13 protein-coding genes are annotated in these 12,548 nt (G+C 71.5%); 4 read left to right on the forward strand and 9 right to left on the reverse strand.

Annotated elements, in window-relative coordinates; genetic code table 11:
- Positions 1-233: 233 nt before the first annotated feature.
- Both GC157_03790 and GC157_03795 read right to left on the reverse strand, forming a co-directional pair.
- On the reverse strand, positions 234-884 hold the full coding sequence (locus GC157_03790; GenBank protein ID MBI1376591.1) for a cyclic nucleotide-binding domain-containing protein: 651 nt from the start codon (positions 882-884) through the stop codon (positions 234-236).
- Between the two features lie 70 nt (positions 885-954).
- Positions 955-1,422, reverse strand: a complete 468-nt coding sequence (locus GC157_03795; GenBank protein MBI1376592.1) for a hypothetical protein — start codon at positions 1,420-1,422, stop codon at positions 955-957.
- A 322-nt stretch (positions 1,423-1,744) separates the two neighbouring features.
- Here GC157_03795 and GC157_03800 point away from each other — a divergent pair, with 322 nt between their 5' ends.
- The gene (locus tag GC157_03800; protein MBI1376593.1) at positions 1,745-2,539 is read left to right on the forward strand and encodes an enoyl-CoA hydratase; all 795 of its coding nucleotides are present in this window, start codon (positions 1,745-1,747) and stop codon (positions 2,537-2,539) included.
- 79 nt (positions 2,540-2,618) lie between these two features.
- On the opposite strand, the gene GC157_03805 is transcribed toward GC157_03800, so the two are convergent.
- Positions 2,619-3,284, reverse strand: a complete 666-nt coding sequence (locus GC157_03805) for a fasciclin domain-containing protein (protein MBI1376594.1) — start codon at positions 3,282-3,284, stop codon at positions 2,619-2,621.
- Positions 3,285-3,577: 293 nt separating this feature from the next.
- Between GC157_03805 and GC157_03810 the strand changes: the two genes are divergently transcribed.
- Positions 3,578-4,342, forward strand: a complete 765-nt coding sequence (locus GC157_03810; GenBank protein ID MBI1376595.1) for an SDR family oxidoreductase — start codon at positions 3,578-3,580, stop codon at positions 4,340-4,342.
- Positions 4,343-4,404: 62 nt separating this feature from the next.
- On the opposite strand, the gene GC157_03815 is transcribed toward GC157_03810, so the two are convergent.
- Together GC157_03815 and GC157_03820 are read right to left on the reverse strand one after the other, a co-directional pair.
- Positions 4,405-5,643 carry an NAD(P)/FAD-dependent oxidoreductase gene (locus GC157_03815; GenBank protein ID MBI1376596.1) on the reverse strand — a complete coding sequence of 413 codons (1,239 nt, stop codon included), beginning with the start codon at positions 5,641-5,643 and terminating at the stop codon, positions 4,405-4,407.
- Positions 5,644-5,655: 12 nt separating this feature from the next.
- Entirely contained in the window at positions 5,656-6,897 is a 1,242-nt protein-coding gene (locus GC157_03820) for a cytochrome P450 (GenBank protein MBI1376597.1), read from the reverse strand.
- Between the two features lie 152 nt (positions 6,898-7,049).
- On the opposite strand from GC157_03820, the gene GC157_03825 reads away from it, so the two are divergent.
- Positions 7,050-7,247: a ferredoxin gene (locus GC157_03825; protein ID MBI1376598.1), complete on the forward strand. Its 198-nt coding sequence runs from the start codon at positions 7,050-7,052 to the stop codon at positions 7,245-7,247.
- Positions 7,248-7,353: 106 nt separating this feature from the next.
- Here GC157_03825 and GC157_03830 read toward each other — a convergent pair whose 3' ends face one another.
- The 3 genes from GC157_03830 to GC157_03840 are packed head-to-tail and all read right to left on the reverse strand — an operon-like array spanning position 7,354 to position 10,476.
- Positions 7,354-8,139: an amidohydrolase family protein gene (locus tag GC157_03830; GenBank protein ID MBI1376599.1), complete on the reverse strand. Its 786-nt coding sequence runs from the start codon at positions 8,137-8,139 to the stop codon at positions 7,354-7,356.
- Positions 8,136-9,305 (reverse strand): acyl-CoA dehydrogenase, encoded by a 1,170-nt coding sequence (locus GC157_03835; protein ID MBI1376600.1) that lies wholly within the window; start codon positions 9,303-9,305, stop codon positions 8,136-8,138. Before GC157_03835 ends, GC157_03830 begins: the two co-directional genes overlap by 4 nt.
- A gap of 16 nt (positions 9,306-9,321) precedes the next feature.
- Positions 9,322-10,476: an acyl-CoA dehydrogenase gene (locus GC157_03840; GenBank protein ID MBI1376601.1), complete on the reverse strand. Its 1,155-nt coding sequence runs from the start codon at positions 10,474-10,476 to the stop codon at positions 9,322-9,324.
- Positions 10,477-10,622: 146 nt separating this feature from the next.
- Between GC157_03840 and GC157_03845 the strand changes: the two genes are divergently transcribed.
- Complete coding sequence (locus tag GC157_03845; GenBank protein ID MBI1376602.1) at positions 10,623-11,387, forward strand: glucose 1-dehydrogenase; 765 nt, start codon at positions 10,623-10,625, stop codon at positions 11,385-11,387.
- On the opposite strand, the gene GC157_03850 is transcribed toward GC157_03845, so the two are convergent.
- The gene (locus GC157_03850; GenBank protein MBI1376603.1) at positions 11,362-12,534 is read right to left on the reverse strand and encodes a CoA transferase; all 1,173 of its coding nucleotides are present in this window, start codon (positions 12,532-12,534) and stop codon (positions 11,362-11,364) included. The genes GC157_03845 and GC157_03850 overlap by 26 nt on opposite strands.
- Between the last annotated feature and the right edge of the window lie 14 nt (positions 12,535-12,548).

A 12,548-nucleotide genomic window follows, 5' to 3' on the forward strand; every position in this document is an offset into this window, starting at 1 on the left:
GCCGCGGCACCGCCCGTGAGGTCGCCGGGGGGCAGGGCGGAGCCGGGACCGGCGGAGCAGGCGGCCAGCGACGGGACGGCGAGGAGGACGGCGCAGGCGCCGAGGACGAACGACCGGGGGGAAGGCACGCGCGGACGATAAGCATCCGGAAGTCGGGCGCCGAAGACCCGCCACGCGGTTCGCATCGATCTCTCAGCAAGGAGCTCCGGCGCGCCGGTCGGACCACGCCGCCGTCAGCGCGCCGCGTGCTCGAGACCGGCGAGGTCGACGACGTCGATCCGCCTTCGCCGCAGGCGCACCACACCGCCGTCCTCGAGCCGGCGCAGGCAGCGGTTGGCGGTCGGGCGGCTGACCCCGGCCATGGCCGCGACGTCCTGCTGCCCCACGGGGAGCGTGCCGGGGCCGGTGAGGTCCAGGGCCCGGGCGCAGTCGAGCAGCCGGCGCGCCACGCGGTGCGCCGCGTCCTCGTAGAGGGCGTCGCCCAGCAGCCGACCGGCACGCTCGAGCCTGCGGGCGAGGGTCTCGAGCAGCCACTCGGTGAGCTCGGGCCGCTCCTGGCGCAGCGCGCGGAAGCGCACGGCGGGCACCGAGAGCAGGTGGACGTCGTCGATCGCGACCACGGTGGCCGTGTGGTGGTGGTCCGGGCGCAGCAGGGCCAGCTCGCCGAGCTCGTCCGGCGCCGCGATCACGGCCAGCACGACCTCGTCGCCGTCGACCGTCGCGCTGCGGACCACGACGCGTCCCTGCCGCAGCAGGTACAGGCTGTCGCTGGGGTCGCCCTGGTGGAACAGGACCTCGCCGGGGGCGAAGTCGCGCGGGTGCCCGGCCCGCAGCAGCGCGTCCCGCGCCCGCGGGGTGAGCGTGGTGTCGAGCAGGCGCTCCACACCACGATCACAGCACCGCGTGGCGCGGGAGTCCGCGCGAGCGGCCCCGCGGCCCGGCGATCAGGCCGGGTCAGGGAGTGCGCTCACCGCCGCGGTAGTCGGTCCACGCCAGCGTGGTGCCGGTGGCCGCGGTGCCGGCCACCGTGCTGGCGGCGGCCCCGCGCTCACCGGACCGGTACTGGGTCCAGGCGGTGTCGCTCAGGCCCATGTGCAGGCTGCTGGCGGCCGCGACCGCCCGTTCGCCGGTGCGGTACTCGTTCCAGGCCGTGTCGCTCAGGCCCATGTGCACGGTGCTCACCGGCACGAGCCAGACGACGACGGCCGCGGCGAGCATCAGCACCATCAGCCCGAGGATGCCCAGGCCCATCCACAGCGTCGTGCGGTCGCGCGGGGTCTCGACCGGGACGGAGGGCGTGGTGCGCTCCGCCTCGGGGATCGGGTGGCCCTCGGGGACCTCGACGAGCGGCGGCATGTGCTCGATCGGCACCGTGGTGCGCGTCGTGGTGCTCTCGTCCAGAGGCGTCCTGGTGGTGACCATCTCACGCCTCCCTTCACGCGTCCGGGCCCGTCCCGGACGGTTCCAGGCTCGCGCGCACGGGCCCGGCACGGGGTGCGCGGGAGCACGTCCGGACGTGCCCGCGGCGACATGGGACGGGAGGCCCCGGGGGCCGGGCTGGGCGAGCGGCCCGGCGGGGAGACGCGGATGGTGTACTGGCCGCCGGGCCCCGACGCGATCGACTCCGCACGTCGCGCGGGTCGCCCCGGCGCACGCCGATCCCGAGGGAGAGACCGATGGCGCACAGGACCCACGACCCCCGCGATGCACGCGTGGCGTCGCGACCGACCGGCGAGGACGCCTCATGACCGGCGCCCCGGTGGGGTTCGTGGTGGCCGACCACGGCCCGGTCCGTGTCCTGCGGCTCTCGCGCCCGGAACGGCTCAACGCGGTGACCGACACGATGCTCGACTCGCTGGCCGACCACGTGGAGCGGGCGCCCCACGGCGTCCGCTGCCTGGTGCTCACGGGCGAGGGCCGGGCCTTCTGCTCCGGCGCGGACCTCCAGCCGGACGGCAGCGACCCCGACGGCAGCACGTCGTCGGCCGGTGTCGCCACGGTCGTGGCCGGCAACCGGCTCGTGCGGGCGCTGCGCGACACCCCGCTGCCCGTCGTCGCCGCCCTCAACGGCGCCACGGTCGGCATCGGCGTCTCCGTCGCCCTGGCGTGCGACCTCGTCGTCGCCGCCGACTCCGCCTACGTGCTGCTCCCGTTCACCGGGATCGGCCTGCTGCCCGACGGCGGGGCGACGGCCCTGGTCGCGGCGTCGGTGGGCCGGGCACTGGCGCTCTCGCTCACCCTGCGCCCCCGACGGGTGGCCGCAGAGGAGGCGCTGCGCATGGGCCTCCTGCACGAGGTGGTCGCCGGCGACGAGCTCGACCGCCACGTGCTCGACCTCGCCCAGGCGCTGGCCGACGGCTCGGGAGCCGCCCTCGCCGCGACGAAGCGGGCCGTCAACGCGGCCACGCTGCAGGGCCTCGACGACGCCCTCGAGCGCGAGCTGCGCGAGCAGGCGGTGCTCGTGCAGGGCGCCGACTTCGCCGAGGCCGTCGCGGCCTTCCGCGAGAAGCGCCCGCCGCGGTTCCACCCCGGCGGCTGACAGCGAGGAGCCCCACCCCGTCGCACGACGCGAGCGGCGGACGGCCCCACCGGGCCGCCCGCCGCCGCGACAGGGTCGATCAGGGCTTGGGCAGGAGCACGTCGCTGATGCCGTGCACCACCGCGTGCTGGGTCTGCACGACGTCGATCTTGCTCTTGACGACCAGGTCGTTGAGCAGCCGGCCGTCACGGTCGACCAGCACGATCGTCGGGGTCCGCAGGATCCGCGAGAAGTTGATGACCCCCAGCTTCTGGCCGTTCGCCATGGTCAGCTGCGTGCCGAACAGGGGCAGCTTCACCGCGTCCCCACCGGTCACCTTGGCACCCGGCAGGACGTGGTACAGCAGGATCTGGGTGACGGTCGGGATGCCCAGGCCGGCGATGGCGTCGAACACGGCCTTCTCGTCCACGGTGCGGCCCACCTTGTACCCCTTGGGCAGCAGCCCGAGCCGCAGCGCGGTCTGCTCGAAGGCGCGGTCGTTGGGCGCGAACAGCGTGAACGAGTCGAGCCCGGCGAGGATCTTGTCCGCACCGGTGACCAGCACGGCCTTGGTGACGATGTCGAAGTCGTAGGGGTTGCCGTCGTTGGAGACGGTGGGGTCGTTGTAGGTCGCGGTGAGCTGGGTCAGGAAGCTGTCGGTCTCCGACGTCGGCAGCGCGGAGGCAGCCGGGGCGGCCGCGAGGGCGGAGCCCGCGAGCAGGGCCGTGCCCGCGACGATCGCGGCGAGGCGGGTGCGAAGGCGCATGGTGTCGCTCCAGTGGTCGGGCCCGGCCGGCGCCGGGCTCTCCCCTCTCCTTCGCCCCGCACCCCGCCGATGGATGCAGCTGCTCACGATCCACTCGGACCTCGACCCGGGGCGCAGCGCCGCCGATGAGCTCGGAACCCGCTATCCATCATCATGATGTGTATAGTCTTGTTCAACCGCCGGTGGCGCCGAACTGCAACGCCCGACCGGTCCTCGCGGTGCCGCCGGTCGTTCCATGAGCGGGTGGCGGCGGGCCGAGACGGAGCTCCGATCCTCAAGCGACGGGAGAAGCCGTGCTGCTGACAGACAAGGTCGCCCTCGTGACGGCGGGAGCCTCCGGAATGGGCCGGGCCGGCGCGGAGGTCTTCGCCGCCCACGGAGCCCACGTGATCGTCGTCGATGTCGACCCGACGGCCGCGCAGGCCACCGTGGACGCCATCCACGGAGCAGGGGGGAGTGCCGCGGCGGAGGTCGTCGACGTCCGGGACCTCGATGCGCTGCGCGACCTCGCGTCGCGGGTGGAAGGCGAGCACGGTCGCCTCGACATCCTCTACAACAACGTGGGGATCCCGGGCGCTGCGGGCATGCAGCTGACCGCGGCGGAGTGGGACACCGCGATCGAGATCAACGCACGCGCGTCGTTCTTCCTCAGCGGCTTCCTGACCGACGCGCTCAAGCACGCCCAGGGAGCCTCGGTGATCTTCACCAGTTCGACCTCGGGCCTGGTTGGCTCACCCTTCAGCCCCTTGTACTCGTTCACGAAGGGCGGCGTCATAGCACTCGTGCGGTCGATGGCGCTCGCCCTGGCGGCCGACAAGGTGCGGGTCAACGCCATCGCCCCCGGGTCGGTGGAGACTCCGGGTCTGCCAGCCTTCTTCCGCACGGACGACGTGGAGGAGATCGAGGCGCGCAAGAAGGCGTTCCAGGCGCAGATCCCTCTCGGCCGCGCGTGCCAGCCGGAGGAGGTCGCGCAGGTGGCGCTCTTCCTGGCCAGCGACATGTCCAGCTACGTCACCGGCGTCACCATCCCGGTCGACGGCGGGCTGACGGCCAAGTAGCCGCGCCGCCGGGCGTGGTCCGGGTCGACCAGTCCCAGGTCCGGATGCCGTGCCTCGGCCGGTCACTCCCGCAAATCTCGCACTGCCTGCTCGACGGATGCTCCGCCGGCCAGCAGCTGCCGGGCCTTGACCAGCGGGCCCGCCATCCCGATGCCGACCGCGCCGACGAGCCGCCCGACCTCGGACTCGACGAGCGCCAGCAGCACGCCCTCCTCCTCGCTGCCCCGCACCACGCGGATTCCGTGCTCGTTCGGTGGCTCCCCCACGACCTGGATCTTGCGACCGTGCTGGTCGGACCAGACGTAGGTCACCGGGGCGAACGGCGCCGCGGGCTCACCTGCCTCGTCCGCCAGCAGGGTGGCGACCGCAGCGGACGCCTGCTCCTGGGCGTTGGTCCAGTGCTCGAGCCGGATCTCGCCACGCTCGGGGTGACGCCACCGCGCGACGTCGCCCGCAGCGACCACCCCCGGGACCGGCTGCCCCCGCTCGTCGAGCACCCGGCACGCCTCGTCGCAGCGGACGCCGTTGCCCAGCGCCAGCCCCGAGCCGACGAGCCAGTCCGTGGACGGCTCGGCTCCGACCCCCGCCACCACGCAGTCCACCTCGACCTCCGAGCCGTCGCTGAGGCCGACCCGCAGCCCTCCGTGCGCCGGCGTCGCCGATGCCACCGTGACACCGCAGCGCACATGCACCCCTCGCGACTCGTGCAACGAGGTGCAGACCCGGCCGAGGCGCGGGCCCAGACCGCGCAGCAGGAGGACGGGCTGCGGCTCGACGAGGACCACGTCCAGGCCACGACCGCGAGCGGTGGAGGCGACCTCCGCGCCGATGAAGCCACCACCCACCACCAGCACGCGCTGGGACCGGTCGAGCTCGGCCTTCAGGGCCACGGCGTCGTCGAGGGTGCGCAGGTGGAACAGCCTGCTCCCCGCGCCCTCCAGCCCGGCGACACGGCGGGCGGACGCTCCTGTGGCGATCACCAGCCGGTCGAACTCCAGCTCGAACGCCCCGCCGGCGTCGCGCTGGACGGCGACCGTCCGCCGGCGCAGGTCCACCCCGGTGGCCCGGCTCCCGAGGTGCAGATCGATGCACATGGCCGCCAGGTCCTGCTGCGACCGCAGCAGGCTCCGCTCCGGCTCCCACTCACCGCTCAGGATCTGCTTGGACAGGGGCGGTCGGGTGTACGGCAAGGTGGCCTCGGCACCCACGAGCACGACCTGGCCGTGAGGATCCCTCTGCCTCAACGACTCCGCGGCGCGCAGCCCCGCCAGTGAAGCGCCGACGACGACGGAGCGCATCACGTCTGAGGGGGCTCAGCCGATGCCGAGGTCGGGTCCGATCCGCCGACCCGGGGTGAACGTGGCCGGGATGGCCTTCCACCCGGTGTTGGTGCCCTGCTGGGTGTAGGGCGCCAGGCCGTCCTTGTCGATCACGTAGTCGCCCATGCGCCCGAGGATCTGCCCCAGCAGCTCACGCGCCATCGCGCGCCCGAGGTGCGAACCGGCGCAGCGGTGGATGCCGACGCCGAAGGCCAGGTGTCGGTTGGGCCACCGCTCGATGTCGACCTCGTCGGCGTCGGGGAACATGCTCTCGTCCCGGTTGGCGGAGCTCCATGCCAGCAGGACGCGATCCTCCTCGCGCAGGGCGCAGCCGTGGAACTCGACGTCGTGGGTGACCGTGCGGGCCAGCGCCTGTGTAGGCGAGAAGTAGCGCAGGAACTCCTCGATCGCCTTGTCCAGCTTCTCAGGGTGCTCGATCAGGTCCTGCCGGACGTCCTGGTGGTCGTACAGCCACACCACCGTCTGGCTCACGAGGGAGGCGGTGGTGCCCGTTCCCCCGGCGATGAGCAGCTCGACGATGGAGAACACCTCCTCCTCGGTCACCGGTCGATCGTCGACCTCCTGCTGGACGAGGAAGCTGATGGCGTCGTCCTGCGGCTCCAGTCGCCGCTGGTGGATCACCTGGCGCATCTGCTCGGAGATCGCGGGGAGCCCGACGGTCATGGCCTCCTCGAACTCGGGAGTGCCCTGAAGACCGGTCAGCGCCTGGTGGTGCACCTCGGCGTAGTTCTTCCAGTCCTCCGCCGGCAGGCCCAGCCAGTCCACGGTGACGACAGCAGGGACCGCGATCACCGACGCCATGTCGCACTGGCCGGTCTCGATGATCCGGTCGATGAACCACGTGGTGTACTGCGTGACCAGCCCCAGGAGCCGCTCGGTCGCAGCCGGTGCGGTGATCGGGTTGATCAGCTTGCGGTACTTGCGGAACTCCGGGGGGTCCATCTCGATCGGGATGTGCAGATGCATCGGCGTCTTCGGGATGACCACGGAGAGCCCCTCGCCTCCGGACGTCGTCCGCCGTGAGGTGAAGGTCGCGTCGTCCCGCGCGGCGTCGAAGACGCTCGCGTAGTCGGAGAGGATCCAGTAGCCCCCGTGGGCCTCGGACCACGCGACAGGCGTGGACTCGCGGAGGACCTTGTAGGACGCCGGGGGGTTCTGGGAGTGCTCCTGCGAGTTGTGGTCGAAGTGGACGACCGGACAGCGCGATTCGGTCATGCTCCCTGCTCCTCCTGCGTGCGTCGTGGGCTGAGGATCGCGCCGGGGGACGATCGTGTCAGTCACCTGCAGCATCTTGATAATCGTTATACTAGTTTAGCAGGGTCGGCACGGCTGACAAGGAACTGCCCACGACCGGAGGAGGAGCCATCATGAAGGTGCGCGTCGATGCGGACGTCTGCCAGGGACACGGCGTGTGCAGGATGAGCGCCCCGGAGATCTTCCGGTTGCGCGAGGAGGACGGGCAGGCCTATGTCCTGTCCGAAGACGTCCCGGCCGGCATGGAAGCGGCCGCGCGGCTCGGCGCCGACTCCTGCCCCGAGCAGGCCATCACCGTCTGGGACGACTGAGGAGGGCGGAACGCCCCGGCCGTCGGTGCTCGCGCCCGTCGGATCTGCGGTCGGTACCGCCTGGGCAGGGCCGGATGCCAGTCGGCCCGATGGCTCCCGACGCCGATCAGACGCCGAGCACGCGGGCGAGAGTCCCGCCCAGCACCTCGGCCTCCTGCTCTGGCGTCAGGCCGAGGGCCCGGACAGCCGCGATCTCACGCCCTGGGTCCGCCATCGGCCAGTCCGACCCGAAGACGAAGCGGTCAGCGCCGTGCCTGTCCACGATCTGGCGGATCCGGTCCTTGTCGAGATCCGCCATCGTCGGCGGCCAAGACGTCTCGAGGATCACGCCGGTGCCCACCAGCGTGTCCTCCGCCTCGTCGAGGAGGTGGTAGCCGCCGTAGTGGCAGGCCATGATCACCAGCCCGGGGACAGCCTCCGAGAGCGCCCGCACCTTGCGGGGATGCCCGCGCTCGGTCTGCTCAGGAGTGCCACCCGCCCCGGCATGGGTGATCACGGGGATCCCGTGCTCAGCGAGGCCGTGGGCGATCTCGACGATCTGCGCAGACCCGAGGTCGAGCTCCTGGAACAACGGATGCAGCTTCACGCCCACGATTCCGTGGTCGACGAGGGAGGCGATGTTCTCCTCGACCGGAAGATCGGGATGCACCGTCCCGAACGGGAAGAACCGTGACCTGTCCAGCGACCCGATGAACGCGTTGGTCCGGTGGACATTCCTGGCCACACCCGCGACGCCCAGCGCGGACACACGGTCGATGCCCGCGTCGTCCATGGTCCGGAGCAGGCCGGACACGGTCCCATCGAACATCGGGTCCAGGCCGGCCGGCCGGGTGGCGAGGATCTGGGGCGCGATGTGGTCGGGCCACACATGGCAGTGGCTGTCGAGGATCATCGAGTCACCCGGCCCACGAGCTCCTTGGCGAGCGAGTCGTAGATGACCTCCGTGGCCCCCTCGTAGATCCGCATCGGTCGGGCCTCGCGGTACAGCCGCTCGATCTTGCTTCCACGGACGAGGCCGAACCTGCCCATCACCTGCACGGCTCGGTCCACCACGCGCCCGGCCATCTCGGTCGCACCCACCTTGGCGAGGGAGGACAGGTGCAGGTTGGCCCGGGGGTCGCGGGAGGCTGCTGCCGCGGCACGATAGGTCAGCGCGCGGGCCATCTCGATCTCCGACCAGGAGGAGGCGAGGTCGGCGGGGATGCCACCGAGCCGATCGAGGGTCACACCGAACTGGGTGCGCGACGCGGCATGCCTGACCGCCTCCTCCAGCGCCGCCTGCGCCAGCCCCACGGCCGCTCCGGCGACGGACACCCGGAAGGTCGACAGCGTGGCAAGGACGAGGCCGAACCCCTTGCCCGGCTCCCCGAGACGGTGGGCGACCGGCAGGACCACGTCGTCCAGGACCACGTCCCCGAGCACGTGCGGGGCCAGGATCTGGTGCGGGTGCTCGACGGTGAGCCCGCGCGTGGCAGCGGGCACCAGCACCATGGAGTAGGCGCGCTGGCCCCCGATCTCCTCGACCGCGAGGATGCTGTAGAAGTCGGCATCGCCCGCGTTGGTGATGAACGACTTCCGACCGCTGATCCGCAGCCGGTCGCCCTCCTCCCGGACGGTCGTGGTGATGGACCGCAGGTCCGACCCGACGGAAGGCTCGGTGAGTCCGAGTGCAGCCACGGCGTCCAGCCGCGCGACTGCCGGGAGCCAGTGCTGCTGGAGCTCCGGGGAGCCACCGCGCACCAGAGCGAAGGAGCCGATCCCCTGCATGGCGAACATGGAGTCCAGATGTGCGCACTCGGCCGCCAGCTGCTCGCGCACGACCGTCACGGCCAGCGAGTCGACCGACTCCAGCCGACCGCCGAACGTGCTGGGCACGGCGAGCCCCGCCAGCCCGGACTCGGCCAGAAGGCGCCGCACGTCCGGATCGAAATGGGATGCCTCGTCCGCCCGCGCCGCGAGAGGGGACGCGGCCGACGCCAGGTTCCGCGCCTCGACCACGAGCGCGTCGGCGTAGGCCGGGAGTTCGAAGAGGGAGGGTGCGGTCGTCGTGTCGCTCATGCCGCCATCATCGCGGTCACGGCGCTGCCACCGACTCGGCTGGACGCTGCGGGAAGGGCCGCCCGTAGATCTCGGTGGCGATCCGGGTGCGCTGCATGGCCGGCGTCCCGCCTGCGATCGCCCAGCCGTGAGCGTCACGATGCATGCGCTCGATGCCGTACTCCTCGGTGTAGCCGTTGCCCCCGTGCAACTGCATCGCCAGGTCGGTCACGCGCTTGGCCATCTCGTTGGCATAGCACTTGGCGAGCGAGACCTCCAAGGTGTTGGGCAGGCCCGTGCCGGCGTTGACCGCGGCGCGGGTGATGAGCAGCCGCGCCGCCTCCACCTGCATCGTCATCTCCGCCACCGTCTGGTGAACCTGCTGGAACTCCATGATCGGTCGACCGAACTGCTCTCGCTCTGCCGTGTAGGCGATCGTCCGTTCCAGCGCCGCCTGGCCGAGGGCGAGGCTCATCGTCGCGTTGCCCATGCGCTCGATCGAGAACACCTGGAACAGGTCGCGGAACCCGCCCGCCTGGATCACGAGGTTCGCGGCGGGCACGCGTGCGTCCTGGAAGACGAGATCGGCCGAGGCGATCCCGCGAAAGCCCATGAGCTTCTCCTGGGCACCGAAGCTCAGGCCGGGCGTGTCCGCCGGGACGAGGACCGCTCCGATCCCCCTGGCCCCGGCATCGCCGCTCAGGCGGGCGTACAGCAGGTAGTGGCTGGAGTGGCCACCTCCCGAGATCCATCGCTTGGTGCCGTTGATGACGAGCTCGTCGCCCTCCAGCACCGCGCTCGTGCGCATGTCGGTGGCTCCCGAGCCCGCATCGGGCTCGGAGATCCCGACAGCCACGTTCACCTCTCCGCGAACGACCCCGGGGAGGACGTCCTTGCGCTGCTGGTCGGTACCGAAGAACTCGATCACACGGGCCGGCCCCACGTTCGCCTCGAAGACCTGGAACGCCGCAGGCCTGCACTCCTTGGCCAGCTCCTCGATCACGATGAGAGCGTCCATGAGCGGCGCGGCCGAGCCGCCGTACTCCTGCGGGAGCGTGATCCCGAGGAATCCCAGGTCCGCCAAGCGCTTGACCTCGGATTCAGGCAGGAGGGTCCGGTTGAGGTCCCACTCGGCTGCCTGCGGGGCGAACACCTCGACCGCGACCTCTCGGGCGAGATCGCGGAGCGCCATCTGCTCCGAGGTCAACTGGAAGCACGCGGTCACATGCCCTCCCTCTACTAATTCATGATTACCATAGCAAGCAATAGCAGGGATGGCCACAGTGAGGGCAGACTCCCGCAGCGACGGCAGGGCGCCGAGAAGCATGGAGGACCGCCATGACCAGCACGCCGAGCGACCTGTTCGACCTCAGCGGCAAGGTGGCGCTGGTGACCGGAGGGAGCCGAGGGCTCGGACGCGTCATGGCCGAGGGATTCGCCCTCGCCGGGGCCGAGGTCGTCGTCGCCAGCCGCAAGGCGGAGGCCTGCGAGGTGGTGGCCCGCGAGATCAGTGCCACCACCGGCCGACGCGCCCTGGGCGTCGGTTGCCACGTCGGGAGGTGGGAGGACCTCGACGCTCTGGCCGCGCGGGTCTACTCCGAGTTCGGCCGGGTCGACGTCCTGGTCAACAACGCCGGCATGTCCCCGCTCTACGACTCGCTGGAGGACGTCACCGAGGCACTCTTCGACAAGGTCGTCGACGTCAACCTCAAGGGCCCGTTCCGGCTCGCCGCCGTCATCGGTACCCGCATGGCGTCCGGAGCCGGGGGCAGCATCATCAACATCTCCAGCGCCGGCGCGGTCCACCCTCGGCCTGGGATCCTCCCGTACGCGGCCGCGAAGGCGGGGCTGAACGCGGTCACCGTCGGCCTGGCCCACGCCTTCGGCCCGACGGTGCGCGTCAACGCGATCATGGTCGGCACGTTCATGACCGACGTCAGCACCTCCTGGGACCCGGACGCATTCGCCCGCCGGGCCGAGGGGTTCGCCCTGCGGCGGGGAGGACGTCCCGAGGAGATTCTCGGCACTGCGCTCTACCTCGCGAGCGACGCGTCGAGCTACACGACGGGGTCGATCGTCACTGTGGACGGCGGTCAGCCGTAGCCGACACGACCCCGCGCCCGGCCAGCGCGCTGATGTCCTCCGCGCTGAGGCCCGCCCGCTCCGACAGCACCTCGGCGGTGTGCTCCCCCACGCTCGGCACACCCACGTACTCCGGTCCGGCATAGCTGTCGACGTGGAGGATAGGGCCGGGCATGAGCACCCGACCCAGTTGCGGCACGTCCTTGAGCTCCACCAGCGTCCGCTCGAGGAAGTGCGGGTCCTCGGCGATGTCGCGGGCGTCGTTCACGCCCGCTGACACGACCTCGTGCTTCTCCAGCAGGGCGAGGACGTCGTCCCTGTCGTGCCGGGCCACCCACTCCGACACGATGCGCTGCATCTCGTCGTTGTTCTCCATGCGGGCGGCGTTCGTCGCGAACCGCGGGTCCTTGACGAGGTCCGGCAGTCCCATCGCCTCGAACAGCCGCACCGCGATGTTCTGCGCCGATGCGGCGATGGAGACCCACCTGCCGTCCCGGGTCCGGAAGATGCCTCGGGGCGAGGCGGATCCCGTACCGTTCCCGACCCGCTGCTGGATCTGCCCGTTGCCGGTCCAGTTCAGCACGATGTCACCCAGGATGAACATCAACGGCTCGTAGAGCGCGACGTCCACGACATCCCCACGGCCCGTGCGCTCGCGCCGGTAGAGGGCCATCGCCGTGCCGAACGCCGCGGAGATCCCCGCGATGGAGTCGGCGAAGCCGAAGGGCGGGGACGTGGGCGGGGTGTCCGGCCAGCCGTTCACGTAGGCGTAGCCGCTCGCGGTCTCGGCCACGGTGCCGAAGCCTGGCCGCGGGCTGTACGGCCCCGTCTGGCCGAACCCGGACACCCGGGTGAGCACGACGCCGGGGTTCGCTGCGCTGAGCGCGTCGAAACCCAGGCCCCACTCCTCGAGCCGGCCAGGACGGAAGGACTCCAGGACGACATCGGCCGTCTCGACAAGTCGCAGCACCACCTGCCGCCCTTCAGGATCGCGCAGGTCGATCCCGACCGAGCGCTTGCCCGAGTTGAGCCGCGAGAACCCCAGGGAGAGCCCGTTCTTGAACGGGGACCACTGGCGCGCGAAGTCGCCGGCGACAGGGTCCTCGACCTTCACCACGTCGGCGCCGAAGTCGCGGAGCATGCGGCCGCAGGTCGGCGCCGCGTACATCGAGCTGAGCTCGA

The sequence above is a fragment of the Frankiales bacterium genome (assembly GCA_016125335.1).
Taxonomy (GTDB): Bacteria; Actinomycetota; Actinomycetes; order S36-B12; family CAIYMF01; genus Longivirga.